Here is a 21,141-nt window from a genome sequence, read left to right as displayed (position 1 = left end):
CGATTTTGTTTATCAGCTATCGGTCTTCCATCCACCCCCTAATGCCTTGTACAGCGCGATACTGGCTTGCAGCCGCGACAGGCGCAGTTGCACGTTCAGGTCCTGGGCGGCATAGAGGGTGCGTTGGGTTTCCAGCACCGTAAGCAGGTCTTCGGCGCCGGCCTCGTAGCGGCTTTGCGCAATCTCAAAGGCCGTTTGCGCCTGCTGCAGTTCTTCGGTTTGCCATTGGCGTTGTTGATCCAGGCGAGTCAGGCTGCTGAGGGCTTTTTCCACATCGGCAAAGCCGTTGATGATCGCCCCGCGGTAGGTCTGCAGCAGTTCATCCTGGCGCGCACGGGCTTTATCGCGCTCGGCACTCAGCCGACCGTTGTTGAAGATCGGTGCGATCAGGCCCGAGGTCAGGGTGTAGAACGGGCTGCGCAGAACATCTTCAGCCTTGTACGCACCCGAGCCGAGGGTTGCGCCCAATGTCACCGTGGGCAGCATGGCCGCACGGGCCACTGTGACGTCGGCATTGGCCGCCGCCAGCTGTGCCTCGGCCTGGGCGATGTCAGGGCGGCGACGCAACAACTGGCTAGGCACACCGGGGCCGATATTCGGCCAGGTCAGTGCCTGGAACGGCTCGCTGCCCAGCGCCAGGGCCTGTACGGGCTGGCCGAGCAAGGCGGCGAGGGTGATGCGCGATTCTTCGGCCGATTGCTGGATCAGCGGCAGTTGCCGTTGCTGGCCGGCCACCAGGCTCTTCTGTTGTGCCAACTCCAGGCCCGTGGCGGAACCGGCATCGTAGCGGGTTTGCACCAGGTCCAGCACATTGCGCGCATTGGCCAGGTTCAGCTCGGCGATCTGCAGGCGCTGGTGCGCGGCCAGGGTTTGCGCATAGCGGTCGGCGACATTGCTGAGCAAGGTCAACTCCACGTTGGCCTGATCGAACTCACTGGCGTGCAGGCTATGCACAGCGCTGTCTCGCGCAGCGGCGCGGCCACCCCAGAAGTCGATTTCGTAGCTGGCCGTGAGGTTGGCATCATAGTTATTGACCGTCTTGTTGCTCTCGGTGGCGTCCAGATCCGAGTTGCCGCTGCCGCGCAACAGTCTTTGACGGCTGGCGCTGAGGTTGAACTTCACCTCGGGCAGTAACGGTGCGCCGGCAATCACCGCTGTCGCCTGGGCCTGCCGCACCCGCGCCATGGCCGCAGCCACATCAAAGCTGTCACGGCGGGCCTGATCGATCAGGCGGTTAAGCACAGGGCTGTCAAACTGCGTCCACCAACGCTGGTTGGTGGCCTGGTCGGCGTCGCGCTCGGCATATTGCCAGACGGCGGGCGCGGCAATGCTGCTGTCGAGGGCAGGCGAAGTGCCGGCACAGGCATTGAGCAACAGGCACAGGCTGAGCGTCGACAGGTGCGGTGCGATGGATCGTTTATTCACTGGTCAATGCCTTAACCGGATCGAGCCGGGCAGCTTTACGGGCCGGCATAAAGCCGAATACGACGCCGGTGACCAGCGCACAGCCAAACGCGCCGAACACCGCCACCAGGGAAAACTGCACCGCCACTTCGGCCAGCACCAGCACGCCGCCCACCAGCAATGCCAGGGCGATTCCGAACAGACCGCCGACCACCGAGAGCATCACCGCCTCGGTGAGGAACTGGCGCAGGATGTCGCGCTGGCGCGCCCCGGTGGCCATGCGGATGCCGATTTCGCGGGTGCGTTCGCGCACGGTCATCAACATGATATTCATCACGCCGATACCGCCCACCAGCAGGGAAATCGCGGCAATCGAGCCGAGCATCAGCGACAGGGTGTTCTGGGTCCGCGCTTCGGCCTGGATCATCGCGGCGTCGTTCGTCAGGTGGAAGTCGCGTTTGCCGCCGTGCAGCGTTTGCATAAGCTGACTGATGGCTTGCTCGGCCTCTTGCACCTTGCGCGCATCGGCGGCGGCAATGGCAACGTATTCGGGGTTATAGGTGCCGAACAGGCGCACGCTGGCGGCGGTATAGGGAATGGCGACACGGTCATCGCTGTCTTGCATGCCGGAGCTGGAGCCTTTTTCCGCCAACACGCCAATCACCTGGAAGGGCACGTTTTCGATCAGGATGTATTGGCCGATGGGGTCTAGCTGGCCTTTGAACAGCTTTTCGCGCACGCGGTGACCGATCACCGCCACCGTGGCCCCGGCGCGCTCGTCGGCTTCGGTAAAGTAGCTACCCTCGGCCACTGGCCAGTTGAAGATGTCCGGGAAGTTGGTGTCGTTACCGCCCACATAGGCCATGTAGTCGACGTTGCCGAAGCGAACACCGGCGTAGGTGCCGTTCACCGGCATGATGCGCTTGACCTGGGGCAATGTAGCCAATGCGGCCACATCATTGAGGGTCACGATACCTGGCGGTGTGCGCGGGTTAGGCGAAAAACCGCTCAGGTAGATGATGTTGGAGCCGAAGGCCGCCATCTGCGCCATGACCTGGCGCTTGCTGCCTTCGCCCACTGCCAGCATCACCACCACCGACGCCACGCCGATGATGATCCCCAGCAGCGTCAGCGCGGTGCGGAAGCGGTTGATCCACATCACCCGCCACGCCGCCTGCACCGCGTCCAGCAGCTCGGCTTTCCAGGCACCATTGTGTTCGGCGCCGTCGGCCAGGCGCTGGCGCAGGTCCACGGCTTGCAATGCGTCGCTGCCGGCCGTGACGGGCACGTGGGGGGGGCTCAACGCCGAATCGCTGATGATCAGGCCGTCGCTGATCTCGATGATGCGGTTGGCGTGCGCCGCGACTTCGCGGTCGTGGGTAATCAGGATAACCACGTGGCCCTGGCTCGCCAATTCATCCAGCAGCACCATCACCTCGGCACCGCTGTGGCTGTCGAGGGCACCGGTGGGTTCGTCGGCAAGGATGATATGCCCGCCGTTCATCAACGCACGGGCAATCGAGACGCGCTGCTGCTGACCACCGGAGAGCTGGTGCGGGCGGTTGTTGGTGCGATCGGCCAGGCCCAGGCGGGTCAGCAGAGCCTTGGCGCGGGCATGGCGTTCGGCAGCGCCGATGCCGGCATAGATCGCCGGCATCTCGACGTTTTCCTGGGCCGAGCCGGACGGGATCAGGTGGTAGCCCTGGAACACGAAACCAAAGGCTTCGCGGCGCAGCCAGGCCAGTGCGTCGCTGTCCAGGTGCGCGACGTTTTCCCCGGCGAACAGGTAGTCGCCCACGGTGGGGCGGTCGAGGCAACCGAGGATGTTCATCAGTGTGGATTTGCCGGAGCCCGAGGCGCCGACGATGGCAACGAACTCTCCTGCATGGATCGACAGGTCGATCCCGCGCAATACGTCGACCTGCGGGCTGTCACCGCCGCCGTAGGATTTGCGGATGTTCTTGAGTTCGATCAGTGGCGTGGTCACGTCAACCCCCGCTGCTGCTGGCGGGGCCGATCAACAGGTGATCACCTTCGTCCAGGCCATCCAACACTTCAACTCGCAGGCGGTCACTGATACCCAGCTGTACTTCTCGCTTCTGGATGGCACCGTTTTTGGTCACGACCCGCGCGATCTGCTTGTCGGTGCCTTGGCTGCCGAGCAGCGCTGCGACCGGGATGGTGAGAGCGTCCTTGACCTGGCTGGCTACGAAAAACACCTGGGTGGTCATTTCGGCCATCAGTGCATTGTCAGTGTTGTCCACATCCAGCAGTACGGTGTACAGCACTACGCGGCCACTACCGGTTTTGCTCGTGCTACTGGGGCTGCCGCTGCCCTGGCTGGTTTCATTCAGCGGCTTGGGCGGTATCGGCAGGATCTGGCGCACGGTGCTGCTCCAGCGCCGGTTGCCGCCGGCGAGGGTAGTGAAATAGGCGCTCATGCCCGGTTTGACGTGGCCGATATCGGCTTCGGACACTTCGGCCCATACGGTCATTGGTGACAATTTGGCGATGCGCAGGATCAACGGCGTTTGTTGTTGGGCGTTGAGGGTTTGGCCGACTCGCGCATCTACCGCCACCACGGTGCCGCTCATGGGCGCGTAAATCCGCGTATAGCCCAGTTCGGCCTCGTCACTGCGCAGGCTGGCCTGGGCTTGGCGGATCTGTGCCTGGAACATATCGACACGGGCTTGGGTGGCACTCAGTTCGGCTTTGGCGGTTTGCACATCTTCTTCGCGGGTGGCGTTGCCTGCAACCAAGCGTTGCTGGCGCTGGTATTTCTGGCGTGCGAGTTCGTGCTGGGCTTTCTGTTCCTGCAACTGCGCCTTGAGGTTTTCAATGGAATAGCGGCTGGCGTCGAGCTTGGCCTGTTGCGTGGCGGGATCGATTTCCACCAGCAGATCGCCTTCCTTGACTTGATCACCAGCCTCCACATGGATCTTGCGAATCTGTCCGGACGCCTGGGCACCCACGTCCACATAACGGCGCGGTTGCAGGGTGCCCAGTGACGTAACGCTATTTTCAATGTCGCCGCGGGTTACGGTGACCGTGGGTAGGCTGTCGCGGCCCGACGGCAGCACTTGCCAGGCAGCCACCACAAGGATGGGGAGCAGGCACGCCAGCACAAGCAGGGCGCGTCGGGCAGGTCGAGGGCGTTTCATGTCTTGGTTCCAGCCAGGAGGTGTTGGCCGCAGGAGCGGGGAGTTGACAGTTATACGAGAAAAATACTCGGGAATTTAGGTTGTTACACATGTGGTAACAGCTCGTGCGACGAAAAAAAATGCACCGTTGGTGCAAGACTCCTTTAAAAGTAGATGAGAATTACTATAAATTGCACGCACTCAAACTGCCATCATCGATGGGCTCGCTCCTACACGGGCTGGCATCGTTAGCACCACGGCCATGGGGCCAGGAGTCATGTTGGAAAACTACTATCGCGAGCTGGTGTGTTTCCTGAACGCCAAGCTGGGCAACCGTCAGGTGGCCGAAGATGTGGTGCATGACGCTTATGTTCGGGTGCTGGAGCGTTCCAGCGACATCCCGATCGAACAGCCCCGCGCCTTCCTGTACCGCACGGCCTTGAACCTGGTGATCGACGGCCACCGGCGCAACGCCTTGCGTCAGTCCGAGCCTCTTGAGGTGCTGGACAGCGAAGAACGCTTCGCCCCCTGTTCACCCCACGCCAGTCATGACCACAACCAGCGCCTGGAGATGCTTGAGCGCGCCCTGGCCGAGTTGCCGGCGGCGTGTCGCGACAGTTTCCTGCTGCGCAAGCTCGAGGGCCTGTCCCATGTGCAAATCGCCGAGCGCCTGGGGATTTCCCGCAGCCTGGTGGAAAAACACATCGTCAACGCCATGAAGCATTGCCGGGTGCGTATGCGTGAGTGGGAAGCGCACTGATCGCCAGTTGGTTAAATTTTATTTCACTGTCCTCGTTTCCTATCAACACACGGCCTGTTGTTCAGGCCATGAAGGTATTCCCGCCCCACCGCCAAGGGGCTTATCCAGAGGACACTGGAATGACACAGGCAATTGCTTCGCCCGCGGTTCACGACCTGATCGGTATCGGCTTCGGCCCTTCGAACCTGGCGCTGGCCATCGCCCTGCAGGAGCGTGAAAAGGCCCAGGGCAAGCTGGACGTGCTGTTTCTCGACAAACAGGCCGACTACCGCTGGCACGGCAATACGCTGGTGACCCAAAGTGAGCTGCAGATCTCTTTCCTCAAGGACCTGGTGACCCTGCGCAACCCCACGAGCCCGTACTCCTTCGTCAATTACCTCAAGGCTCACGATCGCCTGGTGGACTTCATCAACCTGGGCACCTTCTACCCCTGCCGTATGGAGTACAACGACTACCTGCGCTGGGTGGCCGGGCAGTTCCAGGCCCAGGCCAACTACGGTGAGGAAGTGCTGGCCATCGAACCGATCCTGCATCAGCAGCAGGTGGAGGCCTTGCGCGTCATTTCCCGCGATGCCCAGGGCGAGCAGCATGTGCGTACCACCCGCTCGGTGGTGGTCAGCGCCGGCGGCACTGCGCGCATCCCCGAAGCGTTCAAGGCGCTCAAGGGTGACAGCCGCGTGTTCCATCATTCCCAGTATCTGGAGCGCATGGCGAGCCAGCCTTGCGTGGATGGCAAGGCCATGCGCATCGCGGTGATCGGCGGTGGCCAGAGCGCGGCCGAAGCCTTTATCGACCTCAATGACAGCTTCCCGTCGGTGCAGGTCGATATGATCCTGCGCGGCTCGGCGCTCAAGCCGGCCGATGACAGCCCGTTCGTCAACGAAGTGTTCTCGCCGGCGTTTACCGACCTGGTGTTCCAGCAAGTGGGGGCCGAACGCGAGCGTTTGGTCGCCGAGTACCAGAACACCAACTATTCGGTGGTGGACCTGGACCTGATCGAGCGCATCTACGGGATTTTCTACCGTCAGAAAGTTTCCGGCATCGCCCGCCAGGCGTTCCGCACCATGACCGTGGTGGAGAAGGCCACGCCCGGGCCGCTGGGTATCGAACTGGTATTGCGCAACAACGCCACGGGCGAAACCAGCGTCAACCACTACGATGCCGTGATCCTCGCCACCGGCTATGAGCGCCAGATGCACCGCGAACTGTTGGCGCCGCTGCAAGCCTACATGGGCGACTTCGAAGTGGCCCGCGACTACCGCATCGTCACCGACGAGCGCTGCAAGGCGGGTATCTACATCCAGGGCTTCAGCCAGGCCAGCCATGGCTTGAGCGATACCTTGCTGTCGGTGCTGCCGATTCGGGCCGATGAGATTGCGGCGTCGTTGTATGAGAACGATCGAAACCGTGACAAGGGCCGTTCGGTGCAGGACCTGCTCCTGGCAACCGCCAGCTGATCTGCCCCTCCTACAGACGGCACTTGTGACAACGTGCGGCTATTGGTACTGTACAAAAAACCAGTATCGGTAGCCCGTCATGCAGTTGATCGAAAAACTCAGCATCCTCGCCGACGCCGCCAAGTACGACGCGTCGTGCGCCAGCAGCGGCGCGCCCAAGCGCAGCTCCGAGGGCAAGGCGGGGTTGGGTTCCACCGACGGCATGGGCATCTGCCACAGCTACACGCCCGATGGCCGTTGCGTGTCGCTGCTCAAGGTGTTGCTTACCAACTTCTGCCTCTACGACTGCCAGTATTGCGTCAACCGCCGTTCCAGCGACGTGCCCCGTGCGCGTTTCAGCCCGGAAGAGGTGGTCACCCTGACCCTGGATTTCTACAAGCGCAATTGCGTCAGCGGGCTGTTTCTCAGCTCCGGCATCATCCGTTCGTCGGACTACACCATGGAGCAATTGGTGCGGGTCGCCAAACTGCTGCGCGAAGAGCATGACTTTCGCGGCTATATCCACCTCAAGACCATTCCCGATGCGGATCCTGCATTGATTGCCGAGGCTGGTCGTTATGCCGATCGCCTGAGCGTGAATATCGAACTGCCCACCGAGGCCAGCCTGCAGACCCTGGCGCCGGAGAAGCAGATTGTGTCGATCAAGCAGGCGATGCAGACCATCTACACCGGCGAGCAGACGGTGTTCAACGAGCCTCGCGCCCCGCGTTTCGCCCCGGCCGGGCAGAGCACGCAGATGATCGTAGGTGCCGACGACACCGATGACAGCACCATCCTCCACGGTGCCGAGGCGTTGTATGGCAATTTCAAGCTGCGCCGCGTGTACTACTCGGCGTTCAGTCCCATCCCCAACAGCCCGAAAAGCGTGCCCCTGGCCGCGCCGCCGTTGATGCGCGAGCACCGCTTGTACCAGGCCGACTTCCTGCTGCGCAGCTACGGTTTCAGCGCCAGGGAGCTGTTTGCCGGCCCCGGCCACCTGGCCCTGGATATCGACCCCAAGCTGGCCTGGGCCCTGGAGCATCGCGAAGTGTTCCCCCTGGACCTGAACCGCGCAGAGCCCACCCTGATTGCGCGCATCCCCGGTATTGGCCTGCGCACCACCCAACGCCTGGTGGACCTGCGCCGCGAGCGCAAGATCCGCTTCGAAGACCTGGCGCGCATGCGCTGCGTACTGGCCAAGGCCAAACCGTTCTTCATCACCAGTGACTACCACCCGCAACAGGCCGACAGCACCAGCGTGTTGCTGCGCGAGCAATTGCGCGACCGTCCGCAGCCGCAACAGATGGGGCTGTGGGGATGATCAGTCTGGAATGCGACAACCTGTTCAGCACCTGGCGCGAACAGGCGCGCTGGCTGCTCAGCCATCAGGTCGACCCCAGCCAGGTGAGCTGGGGCGAGGCACAAGCAGCTGACCTGTTCGCTACCGATGAGCCGATCCCGCCAGGGTTGGGGCCGTTCCAGGCACGGATTCCCAAGGCGCTGTTGGAGTTGCTGGAGTCTGCCGCCTGTTATCACGGTGATCAACGCTGGAGCCTGCTGTATGAAGTGCTGTGGCGGGTCAGCCACGGTGATCGCACTGCGATGCTGGCGGGGGACAAGCTGGGCAGCGAGTTGCAGCGACGCATCAAGCAAGTCAGCCGCGAGGCCCATCACCTGCATGCGTTTGTGCGCTTTATTGCCCTGCCGGCCGAGGCGGGGCCCGAACTTCCTGAATACGTGGCCTGGCATGAACCGGCCCACGACATTCTTAAAAGTGCCAGCCAGCATTTTGTCGGGCGCATGGGCCGTCATCGCTGGATGATCGCCACGCCACTGGACGGGGTGTATTACGACGGCGAGCAGTTGATTCATCAGCGCCGCTGCCCCGAGGCGTGGCAGCAACTGGCGCAGAATGTTGACGACCCCCACAGTGCGATGTGGCTGACCTACTACAGTCACATCTTCAACCCGGCGCGGCTGAATCCCAAGGTCATGGAAGGGCACTTGCCCAGCCGCTTCTGGAAGAATTTGCCGGAGGGCAAGTTGATCCCGGGGCTGATCAGCGAGGCGCGTACGGGCAAGCAGAAGGATGGGCAGGCGAAGCTGGTGGGGGCCAAGCCAGGCAAAAGAATTGCAAACCCGGTCAATGTGGGAGCTGGCTTGCCTGCGATAGCGGTCGACCAGTCAGATGTGGGGTGACTGATGCACCGCTATCGCAGGCAAGCCAGCTCCCACATTTGGTTTTCGCAGCCTGAAGGAGTGGGTATCAGGCCAGTTCGGTCGCAGTGTTCTTGACTACTGCCAACTCTGGATGGGCCACCAACTTATCAATGTGCAACTCATCATTGTTCAACCAGATCTCGGTCAGCACCCGGTAATGCTCCATATCCCGGCAGCGCATACGCAGGCTGTAGTCGAACGGCCCGCTGATCAACTGGCATTCGAACACCTGCGGGCAGGCTTTGACGCAGGCTTCGAAGGCCTTTTGCGCCGAGCGCCCGCTCTGGTTGGACAAGGCCACCAGCACCAGCAGCGACAGCCCTGGTGAGACCATCTGCACATCGATGATCGCCCCATACCCACGGATCACCCCGCGTCGCTCCAACTTGCGCACCCGCTCCAGGCATGGCCTGGGGGTCAGGTGCACCAGCGACGAGAGTTTTTCATAGGTGATGCGCCCCTGGTGCCTGAGCACATCGATGATCGCCTCGTCGATGCGATCCAGCGCAGGGGAGGAGTGGGGTCCGTTGGCCTTGGTATCCATGAGTTCACTTCAAACGGTTGGAAAGAAATTGCTGCAAGCGTTCGCTGTTGGGGTGGTCGAGGATCTCGGCGCCGCCGTGTTCCTCGACTCGGCCCTGATGCAGGAACAGCACTTGGCTTGACACCTGGCGGGCAAAGCCCATTTCGTGGGTGACCATCAGCATGGTACGGCCTTCCTCGGCCAACGTCTGTATGACTTTGAGCACTTCGCCTACAAGTTCCGGGTCGAGGGCTGAGGTCGGTTCGTCGAACAGGATAATCTCCGGCTCCATCGCCAATGCCCGCGCAATTGCCACACGCTGCTGCTGACCACCCGAGAGGAACGCCGGGTATTGATCCGCCACGCGGCCTGGCAAGCCGACTTTGTCCAGGTACAGGCGCGCACGTTTTTCCGCCTCGGCGGCGCTCACATTCAGCACCCGGCGCGGGGCCATGGTGATGTTTTCCAGCACCGTCATGTGACTCCACAGGTTGAAGTGCTGGAACACCATGGCCAGGCGCGTGCGCAGGTTTTGCAGTTGTGCCTGGTGCGGCGCGCGGGTGCCGGCGCGGCCTTGCTGCATTTCGATGCTGATGCCGTCCAGGGTGATGACCCCGGCGTCCGGCTGTTCAAGAAAGTTGATGCAACGCAGCATGGTGCTTTTGCCCGAGCCGCTGGCGCCGATCAGGCTGATCACATCGCCTTGACGGGCATTGAGGGACACACCTTTGAGCACTTCGTGTTCGCCGTAGCGTTTGTGAATGCCTTCGACTTGAAGCTTGATGGCGGCAGTTGCAGTTTCGACAACCGGCACATCCACCGGATAAACGGCCAGGGCCTGCGCGGACTGATTCATGGGTTAGCCTCGGGTAGGAACAAGAAAACGCATCCAGCGACGTTCGGCCAGCCGAAACAGGCCCACCAGTGCAAAGGACAGCAGCATGTAGAGCAGGGCGGCGATACCAAACGCCTGAAAGGTCAGGAAGGTTTCGGCATTCGCATCGCGGGCGACCTTGAGGATGTCGGCAACGGTGGCGGTAAACGCCAGTGACGTGGCGTGCAGCATCAGGATCATTTCATTGCTGTAGGCCGGCAATGCGCGGCGCAATGCGGCGGGTACCACCACGAACAGATTCAGGCGCCAGCCGTGCAGGCCATAGGCGCGTGCCGCTTCGATTTCGCCGTGGGGAATATTGCGGATCGCCCCGGCGAAGATTTCCACGGTGTAGGCACAGGTGTTGAGCACAAACGCCAACAAGGTGCAGTTCAGCGCATTGCGGAAAAACTGGTTGAGCAGGGCGTTGTCCTGCACCACCTCCAGGCTGTACAGCCCGGTGTAGCAAATCAGCAACTGGATATACAGCGGCGTGCCGCGGAACAGGTAGGTGTAGACCTCCACCGGCCAGCGCAGCCAAACGTGCTGCGAAACCCGCGCCAGTGCCAGGGGGATCGACAGGCAAAAACCGAGCACCACCGAGATGATGAACAGCCACACGGTCATGGCGACGCCGGACAAGCCGCTGCCATCGCTGAACAGGTAGGCCAGGCCGTATTGCTGGAACAGTTCGATCATCGCGCCATCCCCTTGATGCCCAGGTTATAGCGCCGTTCGAGGCGCTTGAAGATGCGGTTGGAGAGGGTAGTGATCAGCAGGTACACCAGGCCCGCGAGGATCAGGAAGTACAGTGGCTCGCTGGTGGACTTGCCGGCGTTTTGCGCGGCCTTGACCAGGTCTGACAGGCCGATGATCGACACCAGCGCCGTGGACTTGAGCAGCACCAGCCAGTTATTGCCCAGGCCCGGCAGGGCAAAACGCATCAGTTGTGGGAACAGCACCAGGTGGAAGCGCTGCCAGCGGCTCAGGCCATAAGCCGTCGCGGCTTCCAACTGGCCCACCGGTACGCTGAGGATCGCGCCACGGAAGTTCTCGGTGAAATACGCGCCGTAGATAAATCCCAGGGTGACCACCCCGGCGGTGAACGGGTCGATTTCAAAGTACTCCCAGCCGAACACTTCAGTCAGGTCGTTGAGCCACAGTTGCAGGCTATAGAAGATCAGCAGTATCAACACCAGGTCCGGCACGCTGCGGATCAGCGTGGTGTAGAGCGTGGCAGGTACGCGCAGCCATCTGGCGCTGGATAGCTTGGCGCCGGCGGCGACCAGGCCCAGGGTTAGGCTCAGGGCCAGGGCGAGGAAGGCCAGCTTGAGCGTCATCCAGGCACCCTGGGCCAGCATCGGGCCGTAGCCTTGCAGGTTGAGGAGTTCGTTCATGGGAAGATCTCTAAAAGGCACACACACCATCTTTGTGGGGAACCGATTTGTGTGGGAGGGGGGGCTTGCTCCCGATAGCGGTGGTTCAGTCAATATTTTCAATGACTGACCACTGCTATCGGGAGCAAGCCCCCCTCCCACAAAAGCTGCATCCACAGGGAGGTCGATGGCTTAGTTATTCGTTGTAGATATCTTGATCGCCGAAGTATTTCTTCTGGATCTGCGCGTAAGTGCCATCGGCCTGGACGGCGGCGATGCCTTTATTGATCAGCTCACGCAGTGCCTGGTCGTTCTTGCGCAGGCCCATGGCGATGTCCAGCGGCAGGGTCGGGTCCTTGAAGGCCGGGCCGGTCTTGAAGTCGGCGCCTTCGGGCTTGGACAGGAAGTTGAGCTGGGCTTCGAGTTTGTCGGTCAGGGTGGCGTCGAGGCGCCCGTTTTGCAGGTCGGCGTAGTTCTGCTCTTGAGACTGGTACGCCTTGATCTGCGCACCCAGCCTGGCCAGGTGCGCTCGGGCGTAGGCTTCCTGCAGCGAGCCTTGCAGCACGCCGACCTGCTTGCCCTTGAGCGATTCCGGGGTATCGCCGAAGTCGGCGCCTTTGCGCGTGATCACCGAGGTGGGGCTGAGGAACAGGCGATCGGTAAAGTCGATGACTTTTTCGCGAGCCGGGGTCACGGCCATGGAGGACATGATGGCGTCGAACTTGCGCGCACGCAGGGCCGGGATCATGCCGTCGAATTCATTGTGCACCCAGGTGCATTTCACTTCGAGCTTGGCGCAGATGGCGTTGCCCAGTTCAATATCGAAGCCTTGCAGGCTGCCGTCGGCGGCCACGGATTCGAAGGGTGGGTATTCGGGGAACACGCCAAAACGGATTTCTTTCCAGTCCTGGGCGTGGGCGGCGGTGGCGCACAGAGGCAACAGCAACGCAGCGAAGAGTGATCGCAGTGGAGTCATGTGGAGGTCCCTATATTTTGTAATTGATGTCAGGGCAGTGAATAACTGGGAGCAGAGAATGCTTCATGATGGTGCGTTTTTTGTGTCGTTTACCCCCTGCACAAAGCGCAAATTGCGCTGTTAAAACCGACAATGCAGCGCAATCGGCTGTTGCACCCGCCGAATCGGCTTTTAATCCAGCAAAGTCCGGCCCGCCCTCGACGCAAAGCGGCAGGCCAGAGCGGTCTCAGGCGCGCTTTTTGTGCTGTGCGACCGGCTGCCGGGCCAGGCGGGCAAACAGGTCTTTGGGGTCAGCCAGGTCGGGTACCAGTTCCAGCTCGCTGCCCACGTCCAACGCCTTGGCGACGTCCAGTACATAGCGCAGGGCCGAGTAGTCTTCGATGGCAAAACCCACCGAGTCGAACAGAGTGATCTGGCGCGCATTCTCGCGGCCGGGCTTCTGGCCGTTGATCACTTGCCACAACTCGGTCACCGGCGAATCCTCAGGCATGTGCTGGATCTCACCTTCGATGCGGCTTTGCGGTTCGTACTCCACGATCACCCGGGCACGTTCGACGATGCGCCGGTCCAGCTCGGTCTTGCCCGGGCAATCGCCACCCACGGCATTGAGGTGCATACCCGGTTCGATCATCTCGTCGGTGAGGATGGTTGCATAAGCCTTGTCGGCGGTGACGGTGGTGACGATATCCGCGCCTTTGACCGCGTCGGCCACGCTGTCAGCCAGGATCACCTTGATCGCCGGGAACGCCTTGAGGTTGGCGGCGAGTTTGGCGGTGGCCTTGGCGTCGATATCGAACAGGCGAATTTCGTTAATGCCAAGCATGGCGTGGAAGGCCAGGGCCTGGAATTCGCTTTGGCAGCCGTTGCCGATCAACGCCATGCTGCGGCTGTTGTCGCGCGCCAGGTAGCGGGCGACCAGGGCCGAGGTGGCAGCGGTGCGGATGGCGGTAGTCAGGGTCATTTCCGCCAGCAGCACGGGTTTGCCGGTATCCACATCGCCCAAGGCGCCAAAGGCCATCACGGTCAGCATACCGGCCAGGGTGTTTTTCGGGTGGCCGTTGACGTATTTGAACGCGTACAGCGAGGCGTCCGAGACGGGCATCAACTCGATCACGCCATCCGGTGAATGGTTGGCCAGGCGTGCGCATTTCTCGAAGTCCTGCCAGCGCAGGTAGTCGGCACGGATGTACTCGGCCATCTCGGTGATGCAGGTTTGCAAACCTTTTTGCGAAACCAGGTAGCTGAGGTCGTTGACGTCGATATAACGGGTCATGGCAAGACTCCTTATTGAAATGAGGGGCGGATCGGCAGATGCACTTCGGCCAACATGCAACGGGCACTGCCGCCGCCGATGCGTTCGATGTTGTCGATATTCACCACCACTGGTCGCGTATGGCGCTCCACCTGCTGGCGCTGCGCCGGTTGCAACGCGCGCCAGGCGCTGGCAGACATCACCAGCAATGGCTGGCCGTCACGGTCGTGGACTTCGAGCATGTTGCCGGCGAAGGCCTCCAACTGGTCGAAGTCGAGGGCGAGGATGTCCTTGCCGGTGTCGCGCAGTGAGCGTTCCAGGGCCAGGCGCTCGCGCTCGTCGGGCAGGGCTTGCAGGCACACCACTGCGAGGTCGCGACCGACGCTCATCATCACGTTGCTGTGGTAGATCGGTGCGTGGTGGCGGTCCAGGGCGTGGAACACGCAGAGTTGGTAGTCCAGACGTTCGGCAAACTGGCGCAGCGCCGCGTGATGGGTGCGCCCGGAGTGGCAGGCGTAGCTGATGCGGTGCTGGCGGTCGAGCACCATGCTGCCGGTGCCTTCGAGGAAGATGTCCTGTTGTTCCAGGTGGCTGAGGTCGATGGTGGTGTTGATCGCAAAGCGCTGCTCCAGAACTTGCAGCACGCCTTTGTTGCGCTCCAGCCGTCGGTTCTGGCCTTGCATGGGGTAAAGCACCAGGCTGCCGTCGGCGTGGCTGCTCCACCAATTGTTGGGGAAGATCGAGTCCGGTGTGTGAGGTGCCGGGGTGTCCTGCACCACCAGCACTTCCACGCCGTGACTGCGCAGGGTGTCGACATAGCCGTCGAATTCTTCCAGCGCTTTGTGCTGTGCACTGAGCGGGTCCGGCGGCAGGCGTTGAAAACGGTTGTTGATCGCGGTATCCGGGTTGAAGGCAAAGCGCGCCGGGCGAATCATCAGGACGGTGTTGGTGGTTTGCATGGGGGCACGGGTCCATGGGGGATCTTGTGACGCTATTTTGTGCCATAGGGTGGGAGGATCCCGGCTGAAACAGCGGGGCGGCTCAGCCGGGAAAGCTGAAAAGGTGGATAAGGCAGCTGAATCGGCTGCCGGATTGAAATGTGCTCAGATGTGGGAGCATAGGTATCTACACATCTTTTGGTACGGCGCTGTACCTGTGGCGAGGGAGCTTGCTCCCGTGACGACCTGTTAGTCGCCGAATCTATATCTGATGTGCTTAGGTCCAAATGTGGGAGGAGTGGTGCGACGATTCGACTTGCTCCCGATGGCGGCCTCAGGGCCGACCAGGATGTTGGATCAGACCGAGTACATATCCGTTGTTTGGGTAACGGCCGCTATGGGTTCCGCCCTTACGGCGGCTCACTTTTGAACAGCGCAAAAGTAAGCAAAACGCTCTTGCCCCACCACTCGGCACCTCGCTCAGGCTCGGTGTGCCCGTAATCCGCCAGTGATTTGGGGGGCCGCCGCCACGCGCCATCCATGGCGCGGGGCGGCTAAACCGGCATCCCTGCCGGTTTACCCCCCAAATCCCTGTCGAATTCCGGCCAGCGTGGTTTGACGGGGCGCCTAAGATCAAAAGCAGATCAAGAGCAAGAGCGGCTCGCTTCGCATCGTGGTTACCCACATCAAAGTGGCGGCAGCTACAAAGTTGTGTAGATACCTATGATGTGGGAAGGCAACCTGCTCAATAGCCGTTACCTGTCACGCCACCATAATGATCTTCGATACCAGCTCCACCACGGTCTTGGCCTGCAATTTCTTCATCAACCGCGCCCGGTGCACTTCCACCGTGCGGTGGGAAATCGCCAGGCGCAGGGCGATTTCCTTGGACTTGAAACCATTGACGATGTGCATGGCGATTTCCCGCTCCCGCGGCGTGAGGTCGCCAGTGCCCTGATGCAGACGGTCCAGGCGTTCGAAGTGCCAGATCATCAGCTTGAACGGGTCTTTGGGGGTGAGGGTGTAGCCGTGGGACTTGGCCCAGAACACTTCGCCATTGTGGTGCTGCATGAAGCGCTCATCGGAATAAAAGCCGTTGTCGCTGTCGAGCAGCCAGTCATGGCTGCGCTTGCCGATGGCATGGTAGTCGGCCTGGGACGGGTAGATCAGAAGGGTCAACTGATTGACCAGTGCCTGGCGTGTATAGCCGAACAGCTTCAGGAAGGCATCGTTGCAGTCGAGTATTACCCGGTCGCTGGTGACGATCTGCGGGGCAGGGGACAGCTTGAACGCCAGGCGTTCGAGGTCGGGAAATTGCTGTGCAAGCGCGTTCATGGGGCATCCTGCCTCGTTGTTCAATGCCCTGGTGCGCTACTTACCCATGTAAGTAGTTACACGAATTGGCGCGGGACCAGGGGTGGGTCATTGTAAGTAAAGTCCGGATCAAGAACAGAAGAAATTGATTATGCCTGCTGATTGCGTCTCCATTGTTGCCGCTGGTCACTCCCGCTTTGGTCGCCTGGAAGGCACCACGCTGGAAGACCTGATCGTCCAGGTTACCCGTGAAGCCTTGAGTGACGCTGCGATTGATGCGTCGCAAATCGACGCGCTGTTCCTGGGGCATTTCAACTCTGGGCTGGTGCCCGACGGCTTTGCCGCCTCGTTGCTGTTGCAGGCCGACCCCGGGCTGCGCTTCAAACCTGCCACCCGCTGCGAAAACGCCTGCGCTTCGGGTTCGGCGGCGATCCAGGCGGGAGTCAATGCGATTCTCTCCGGCAGCGCCGAGTTGGTGCTGGTGGTGGGCGCCGAAAAGATGACTCACACCAGCACCGCCGCGGTCACCCAAGCCCTGGCCGGCGCCGGCTATCAGAACGACCCGGCCGAAGCCGGCCTGAGTTTCCCGCAATTGTTCGGCCGCGCCGCCCGCCAATACGCCGAGCGCTACCACTGCCCGCTGGGCTCGATGGCGGCCATCGCCACCAAAAACCACTCCAATGCCATGGCTAACCCGCTGGCGCAGATGCATCGGGAGATGAATTTCGAGCACTGCAACAACGTGTCCCAGAGCAACCCGTTCGTGGCCGACTCCCTGCGCCTGACGGACTGCTCGCTGATCAGCGACGGCGCCGCTGCGATCATCCTGGCGTCACCCAAACGTGCGCGAGCGTTTCGCCGCGAGGTGCAGATCCGGGCGATGACCCAGGTCAATGACACCTTGCCCATCGCCCAGCGCGACATCCTCGCCTTTGAAGGCCCGCAACGAGCGATCCATGCAGCGCTGCGCACAGCGAATGTGACCCTGGCAGACCTGAGCTTCGCCGAGGTGCACGACTGTTTCACCATTGCCGAGCTGCTGATCTACGAAGCCATGGGCCTGGCGCCCAAAGGCGAAGGGCATCGCGTGCTCGACAGCGGCGTGGTGCGTGCCGGCGGGCGCTTGCCGGTCAACCTTTCCGGCGGGCTCAAGGCCAAGGGGCATCCGGTCGGTGCAACGGGGGTGTCCATGCACGCCTTGGCGTTCCGGCAATTGACCGGCGAACCGATTGGCCTGGCGGTGCCCAACCCGGAGTTCGGCCTGGTGTTCAACATGGGCGGCATGGCGGTGGCCAACTACGCATCGGTCCTGCAGGCACGCCGGAGCTGAGCCATGAACATTGCCAACTGGCTGCACGACACCCAGCGTCGGGCCCCGCAACGCCCGGCGCTGTTCAACGGCACCACCCAAGTGGCCGACTACGCCACCTTCGCCGCCCACGTGCGCCAACGCGCCGCGCACCTGGTGGACCAGCACGGCCTGGTGCCGGGGGACGCGGTGGCGCTGCTGATGAAAAACAGCTGCGACTATCTGGAATTGCTCTATGCCATCTGGTGGATGGGCGCCGTGGCAGTGCCGATCAATGCCAAACTGCACCCCAGCGAAGCGGCGTGGATTGCCGATAATGCCGAGGCACGCTTGATCTTTACCGATGGCGGCCGGGTGTTCTCATCACGGGATTTGCCCCCGCGCTGCAAGGAGCTGGACGGCCACCTCTTACCTCCCAACACTGGCTGGCCGACCCTGGAACAACCGGTGCCACGCCACGACCAGGACCTCGCCTGGCTGTTCTATACCTCCGGCACGACAGGGCGCTCCAAGGGTGTGATGCTGTCCCACGGCAACCTGGTCGCCATGTCGCTGTGCTACGCCACAGATGTCGATGCGGTCAGCGCCGACGATGCCGCGGTGTATGCCGCGCCGATGTCCCACGGTGCTGGCCTGTATAACTTTATCCATGTGCGTTGCGGTGCACGCCACGTGGTGCCGGCCTCCCATGGCTTCGACGCCGCCGAGCTGTTCGGGCTGGCCGAGCAGGTGGGCAATGTGTCGCTGTTTGCCGCGCCGACCATGGTCAAGCGCATGGTCGAGCAGGCACGGCGCCAGGATTATCACGGCGCTGGCATCAAGACCATCGTGTATGGCGGCGGCCCGATGTACCTGGCCGATCTGCGTGAAGCCGCCGACACCTTCGGGCCGCGCCTGGTGCAGATCTACGGTCAGGGCGAGAGCCCGATGACTATCAGCGTGTTGCCCCGTGCAGTGATTGCCGATCGCCAACGCCCCGACTGGGCCAGCCTGGCCGCTTCGGTGGGCCACGCGCAGTCCTGTGTGGAAATCCGTATTCTCGATACTGCACACCAGCCTTTGCCCACCGGTGAGCGCGGCGAAATCGCGGTGCGTGGCGCCACCGTGATGCAAGGCTACTGGCGCAACCCGCAAGCCACTGGCCAAACCTTGGTGGACGGCTGGCTGCTGACCGGTGATATCGGCTATCTAGACGCAGCCGGCTATCTGACCCTGACGGATCGCTCCAAGGACGTGATCATCAGCGGCGGCAGCAACGTCTACCCGCGTGAAGTCGAGGAGGTGCTGGCCCAGCATCCGCAGGTGTTTGAAGTGTGCGTGGTGGGCGAGCCGGACGCTCAGTGGGGCGAGTCGGTGGTGGCGTTTGTGGTGACGCGCAGCGGCCAGCCCCTGGATGAGGGTGAACTCACCGCCTGGTTCCTGGCGCGCATGGCCTCGTTCAAGAAACCGAAAAAATATGTGTGGCGCAGCGACTTGCCCAAGAACAGCTACGGCAAGATTCTCAAGACCGACTTGCGGCAGTGGTTGAAAGCAGCGAGTATCGCCGCGCTTTGACATGGATCGATAATCAGACAAGGAGTCCCCACGATGGGCAATCCCGCACAAGACACTGTCCGCAAGCGCCGCCGAGCGTTTCTGGGCGCCACCTCGGGCCACTTGATCGAGTGGTACGACTACGGCGTCTATGGGTTTCTCGCGGTCTATATCGGCCAGGCGTTCTTCGTCTCCGATGACCCCACCACCAGCCTGCTGGCCAGCTTCGCCGCGTTTGCCCTGAGCTTCTTTATCCGCCCTCTGGGTGGGCTGTTCTTCGGCCCGCTGGCAGACAAGATCGGCCGGCGCAAAACCCTGATCATGGCGCTGGTGATGATGACCGGTTCCACGGTGATGCTGGGGTTGTTGCCGACCTACGCCAGCCTGGGCATCGCCGCGCCGATCCTGCTGATCCTGGTGCGCTGCGTGCAGGGCTTCTCGGCGGGCGGCGAAATCGGCACGGTCACCAGCTTTATCTCCGAATACGCAGGGCCCGGTCGCCGCGGCTTCGCCACCTGCTGGTTGATGGTCACCGCTGTGCTCGGCCTGTTGCTGGGCGGCGCCGTGGCCAATGGCATGACCTGGGTGCTGGGCGCCGAGGTCATGCAGGAATGGGCCTGGCGCGTACCGTTCCTGATCGCTGCGCCCCTGGGCTTTATCTCCATGTACATCCGCCTCAAGCTTGAAGACAGCCCCGAGTTTTTAGCCCTGCAACGCGCCGGGCAAACCTCGCGGGCGCCGCTGCGGGAGGTCTGGCAGTGGAAGCGCGCGATTGCCCTGGTGTTCTTTATCATCACCTTGCACAGCTCGATCTTCTACCTGGTGCTGACCTTCGCCTCGACCTACATGGCCAAGATCCTCAAGTTCGACAGCGGCACCACCTTGCTCTACGTGTTCGTTGCCAGTTTCTCGGCCGCCTTCGTTATGCCGTTTGGCGGGGCATTTACCGATAAATACGGGCGCAAGCCGTTCCTGATGGTGATCGGCACGCTGGCGACCCTGGCGATGTTCTGGCTGTTCAAGTCGGCACCCACCGCGACCCCGGCGTCGTTCTTCGCACCGTTGATGGCGGTGGCGATTCTGTTCGGGCTGTATGCGTCGTCGACCTACGCGTTGATGAGTGAGCTGTTGCCGACGCGGATTCGCTCCACCGGCATTGCAGTGGCATACAACGTGCCGGTGGCGGTGTTTGGCGGCAGTGCGCCGTTGATTTCCACCTGGTTGATCAAGGTGACCGGGGACATTACTTCGCCGTGGTACTTCTACGTGGCCACCGGGGTGGTGTCGCTGGTGGCATTGGTGGTGTTGCGCAAGGAGGATTTTGTCGCGTGTGGGAGGGGGCTTGCTCCCGAAGACGGTCTCATAGCCGACGCTTATCTGACTGATGCAGCATGATCGAAAAAAGGTGGTCAGCCGTTGTTGTGATGAGAATGGGTCATTTCCAATGAATTGACCCAAGGTTTTGGCGATGAGCTATACCTTAATCGGTTCGATGCTCGCACACCGCCTTAATCAATGATCAACAAGGAAGAGACCACTATGAGCGATGTTCAACTGATCACCAGCGTATCCATTCAAAGCCTCACCGAGCTGTTGCAGGAAGCCGGGTATCGGGTCAACCAGTCTGAGCAGAACGGCGTTGTGCAATTGCTCAGCGCCAGTCAGGGCATCGGTTTTGCCGTGCGCTTTGGCAATCCGGCGGCCGAGCAGGGCAGTTATGTGGACTTTACCTACAGCTGCGCCCTGCGGGTGCAGGGTGAATTGCCCGAGGGCCTGGCTCAGGTGTGGAATGCCTCGCGGCGCTTTGCGCGGTTGTCGGTGCAGGGTGAGTTTCTGTTGATGGAGATGGACGTGGTGGTGGCCGGTGTCGGCGCTTCGCATCTGCGTAGCCAGTTGGAACTTTGGGACCGCCTGTTGCAGGAATTTATCGTCTACCTGCGCGAATACAGCCAGCAAGCCGCGCAGTTGCAGGCTCAGGCCGCAGCCGCTCCGCTCAGTGAGAGTGCATCCGCCTGATTAAATGTGGGAGGGGGCAAGCCCCTCCCACAGGTACATCGTTCACACTGGGGGTGCAGTAACATACCGA

At 61.7% G+C, this 21,141-nt stretch carries 19 protein-coding genes; 8 read left to right on the top strand and 11 right to left on the bottom strand.

The annotated features are described in order from the left end of the window. Positions 1-12 precede the first annotated feature (12 nt). From E4O98_RS16940 to E4O98_RS16930, 3 genes are read right to left on the bottom strand one after another with little or no spacing between them, the layout of a single operon-like run. Positions 13-1,425 (bottom strand): efflux transporter outer membrane subunit, encoded by a 1,413-nt coding sequence (locus E4O98_RS16940; RefSeq protein ID WP_032876415.1) that lies wholly within the window; start codon positions 1,423-1,425, stop codon positions 13-15. Then, the gene (locus E4O98_RS16935) at positions 1,418-3,391 is read right to left on the bottom strand and encodes a MacB family efflux pump subunit (RefSeq protein ID WP_148854178.1); all 1,974 of its coding nucleotides are present in this window, start codon (positions 3,389-3,391) and stop codon (positions 1,418-1,420) included. The genes E4O98_RS16940 and E4O98_RS16935 overlap by 8 nt, the downstream gene beginning before the upstream one ends. Position 3,392: 1 nt before the next feature. Beyond that, positions 3,393-4,565, bottom strand: coding sequence for an efflux RND transporter periplasmic adaptor subunit (locus E4O98_RS16930; protein WP_032876409.1), 1,173 nt, complete (start codon positions 4,563-4,565; stop codon positions 3,393-3,395). Between the two features lie 256 nt (positions 4,566-4,821). Here E4O98_RS16930 and E4O98_RS16925 point away from each other — a divergent pair, with 256 nt between their 5' ends. The 4 genes from E4O98_RS16925 to E4O98_RS16910 all read left to right on the top strand — a co-directional run bounded on the left by E4O98_RS16925 (position 4,822) and on the right by E4O98_RS16910 (position 8,939). Then, on the top strand, positions 4,822-5,304 hold the full coding sequence (locus E4O98_RS16925; RefSeq protein WP_005787538.1) for a sigma-70 family RNA polymerase sigma factor: 483 nt from the start codon (positions 4,822-4,824) through the stop codon (positions 5,302-5,304). A 119-nt stretch (positions 5,305-5,423) separates the two neighbouring features. Next, positions 5,424-6,761: a SidA/IucD/PvdA family monooxygenase gene (locus tag E4O98_RS16920; protein ID WP_032876406.1), complete on the top strand. Its 1,338-nt coding sequence runs from the start codon at positions 5,424-5,426 to the stop codon at positions 6,759-6,761. A 79-nt stretch (positions 6,762-6,840) separates the two neighbouring features. Then, positions 6,841-8,061 (top strand): putative DNA modification/repair radical SAM protein, encoded by a 1,221-nt coding sequence (locus E4O98_RS16915; protein WP_005787541.1) that lies wholly within the window; start codon positions 6,841-6,843, stop codon positions 8,059-8,061. Next, positions 8,058-8,939 (top strand): TIGR03915 family putative DNA repair protein, encoded by an 882-nt coding sequence (locus E4O98_RS16910; protein WP_216091199.1) that lies wholly within the window; start codon positions 8,058-8,060, stop codon positions 8,937-8,939. The genes E4O98_RS16915 and E4O98_RS16910 overlap by 4 nt, the downstream gene beginning before the upstream one ends. Before the next feature lie 67 nt (positions 8,940-9,006). On the opposite strand, the gene E4O98_RS16905 is transcribed toward E4O98_RS16910, so the two are convergent. The 8 genes from E4O98_RS16905 to E4O98_RS16870 all read right to left on the bottom strand — a co-directional run bounded on the left by E4O98_RS16905 (position 9,007) and on the right by E4O98_RS16870 (position 16,234). Further along, positions 9,007-9,504, bottom strand: a complete 498-nt coding sequence (locus E4O98_RS16905) for an Lrp/AsnC family transcriptional regulator (RefSeq protein ID WP_005787545.1) — start codon at positions 9,502-9,504, stop codon at positions 9,007-9,009. Between the two features lie 4 nt (positions 9,505-9,508). Next, a complete protein-coding gene (locus tag E4O98_RS16900) occupies positions 9,509-10,339 on the bottom strand; it encodes an ATP-binding cassette domain-containing protein (protein ID WP_032876400.1) in 831 nt (276 codons plus the stop codon). A 3-nt stretch (positions 10,340-10,342) separates the two neighbouring features. Continuing rightward, the gene (locus E4O98_RS16895; protein ID WP_078821072.1) at positions 10,343-11,056 is read right to left on the bottom strand and encodes an ABC transporter permease; all 714 of its coding nucleotides are present in this window, start codon (positions 11,054-11,056) and stop codon (positions 10,343-10,345) included. Beyond that, positions 11,053-11,754, bottom strand: a complete 702-nt coding sequence (locus E4O98_RS16890) for an ABC transporter permease (protein ID WP_032876394.1) — start codon at positions 11,752-11,754, stop codon at positions 11,053-11,055. The genes E4O98_RS16895 and E4O98_RS16890 overlap by 4 nt, the downstream gene beginning before the upstream one ends. A gap of 175 nt (positions 11,755-11,929) precedes the next feature. Beyond that, on the bottom strand, positions 11,930-12,709 hold the full coding sequence (locus tag E4O98_RS16885) for an ABC transporter substrate-binding protein (protein ID WP_005787553.1): 780 nt from the start codon (positions 12,707-12,709) through the stop codon (positions 11,930-11,932). 226 nt (positions 12,710-12,935) lie between these two features. Further along, on the bottom strand, positions 12,936-13,982 hold the full coding sequence (locus tag E4O98_RS16880; RefSeq protein ID WP_078821073.1) for an ornithine cyclodeaminase: 1,047 nt from the start codon (positions 13,980-13,982) through the stop codon (positions 12,936-12,938). An 11-nt stretch (positions 13,983-13,993) separates the two neighbouring features. Continuing rightward, positions 13,994-14,920 carry an arginine deiminase-related protein gene (locus E4O98_RS16875; protein WP_248135749.1) on the bottom strand — a complete coding sequence of 309 codons (927 nt, stop codon included), beginning with the start codon at positions 14,918-14,920 and terminating at the stop codon, positions 13,994-13,996. A gap of 741 nt (positions 14,921-15,661) precedes the next feature. Beyond that, entirely contained in the window at positions 15,662-16,234 is a 573-nt protein-coding gene (locus tag E4O98_RS16870; protein WP_005787559.1) for a LuxR C-terminal-related transcriptional regulator, read from the bottom strand. 130 nt (positions 16,235-16,364) lie between these two features. Between E4O98_RS16870 and E4O98_RS16865 the strand changes: the two genes are divergently transcribed. From E4O98_RS16865 to E4O98_RS16850, 4 genes are all read left to right on the top strand, one after another. Beyond that, positions 16,365-17,543 (top strand): acetyl-CoA acetyltransferase, encoded by a 1,179-nt coding sequence (locus E4O98_RS16865; RefSeq protein WP_078821075.1) that lies wholly within the window; start codon positions 16,365-16,367, stop codon positions 17,541-17,543. Between the two features lie 3 nt (positions 17,544-17,546). Continuing rightward, entirely contained in the window at positions 17,547-19,076 is a 1,530-nt protein-coding gene (locus E4O98_RS16860) for an AMP-binding protein (RefSeq protein ID WP_005787563.1), read from the top strand. 33 nt (positions 19,077-19,109) lie between these two features. Continuing rightward, positions 19,110-20,450 carry an MFS transporter gene (locus tag E4O98_RS16855; RefSeq protein WP_005787565.1) on the top strand — a complete coding sequence of 447 codons (1,341 nt, stop codon included), beginning with the start codon at positions 19,110-19,112 and terminating at the stop codon, positions 20,448-20,450. 144 nt (positions 20,451-20,594) lie between these two features. Beyond that, positions 20,595-21,071, top strand: coding sequence for a YbjN domain-containing protein (locus E4O98_RS16850; RefSeq protein WP_032876374.1), 477 nt, complete (start codon positions 20,595-20,597; stop codon positions 21,069-21,071). Positions 21,072-21,141: the final 70 nt, after the last annotated feature.

Source organism: Pseudomonas sp. W2Jun17, assembly GCF_023127795.1.
GTDB classification, from domain to species: domain Bacteria; phylum Pseudomonadota; class Gammaproteobacteria; order Pseudomonadales; family Pseudomonadaceae; genus Aquipseudomonas; species Aquipseudomonas synxantha_A.
Note: the sequence above shows the minus strand (reverse complement) of the source record. Positions and strands in the feature narration are given on the sequence as shown.

What these genes read in the sequence shown, in the direction of transcription:
- E4O98_RS16900 (WP_032876400.1), bottom strand. Translation starts at nt 10,339, where the DNA reads ATGAATCAGTCCGCGCAGGCCCTGGCCGTTTATCCGGTGGATGTGCCG.
- E4O98_RS16890 (WP_032876394.1), bottom strand. Translation starts at nt 11,754, where the DNA reads ATGAACGAACTCCTCAACCTGCAAGGCTACGGCCCGATGCTGGCCCAG.
- E4O98_RS16865 (WP_078821075.1), top strand. Translation starts at nt 16,365, where the DNA reads ATGCCTGCTGATTGCGTCTCCATTGTTGCCGCTGGTCACTCCCGCTTT.
- E4O98_RS16860 (WP_005787563.1), top strand. Translation starts at nt 17,547, where the DNA reads ATGAACATTGCCAACTGGCTGCACGACACCCAGCGTCGGGCCCCGCAA.
- E4O98_RS16895 (WP_078821072.1), bottom strand. Translation starts at nt 11,056, where the DNA reads ATGATCGAACTGTTCCAGCAATACGGCCTGGCCTACCTGTTCAGCGAT.
- E4O98_RS16855 (WP_005787565.1), top strand. Translation starts at nt 19,110, where the DNA reads ATGGGCAATCCCGCACAAGACACTGTCCGCAAGCGCCGCCGAGCGTTT.
- E4O98_RS16850 (WP_032876374.1), top strand. Translation starts at nt 20,595, where the DNA reads ATGAGCGATGTTCAACTGATCACCAGCGTATCCATTCAAAGCCTCACC.
- E4O98_RS16925 (WP_005787538.1), top strand. Translation starts at nt 4,822, where the DNA reads ATGTTGGAAAACTACTATCGCGAGCTGGTGTGTTTCCTGAACGCCAAG.
- E4O98_RS16930 (WP_032876409.1), bottom strand. Translation starts at nt 4,565, where the DNA reads ATGAAACGCCCTCGACCTGCCCGACGCGCCCTGCTTGTGCTGGCGTGC.
- E4O98_RS16880 (WP_078821073.1), bottom strand. Translation starts at nt 13,982, where the DNA reads ATGACCCGTTATATCGACGTCAACGACCTCAGCTACCTGGTTTCGCAA.
- E4O98_RS16920 (WP_032876406.1), top strand. Translation starts at nt 5,424, where the DNA reads ATGACACAGGCAATTGCTTCGCCCGCGGTTCACGACCTGATCGGTATC.
- E4O98_RS16870 (WP_005787559.1), bottom strand. Translation starts at nt 16,234, where the DNA reads ATGAACGCGCTTGCACAGCAATTTCCCGACCTCGAACGCCTGGCGTTC.
- E4O98_RS16915 (WP_005787541.1), top strand. Translation starts at nt 6,841, where the DNA reads ATGCAGTTGATCGAAAAACTCAGCATCCTCGCCGACGCCGCCAAGTAC.
- E4O98_RS16905 (WP_005787545.1), bottom strand. Translation starts at nt 9,504, where the DNA reads ATGGATACCAAGGCCAACGGACCCCACTCCTCCCCTGCGCTGGATCGC.
- E4O98_RS16885 (WP_005787553.1), bottom strand. Translation starts at nt 12,709, where the DNA reads ATGACTCCACTGCGATCACTCTTCGCTGCGTTGCTGTTGCCTCTGTGC.
- E4O98_RS16875 (WP_248135749.1), bottom strand. Translation starts at nt 14,920, where the DNA reads ATGCAAACCACCAACACCGTCCTGATGATTCGCCCGGCGCGCTTTGCC.
- E4O98_RS16910 (WP_216091199.1), top strand. Translation starts at nt 8,058, where the DNA reads ATGATCAGTCTGGAATGCGACAACCTGTTCAGCACCTGGCGCGAACAG.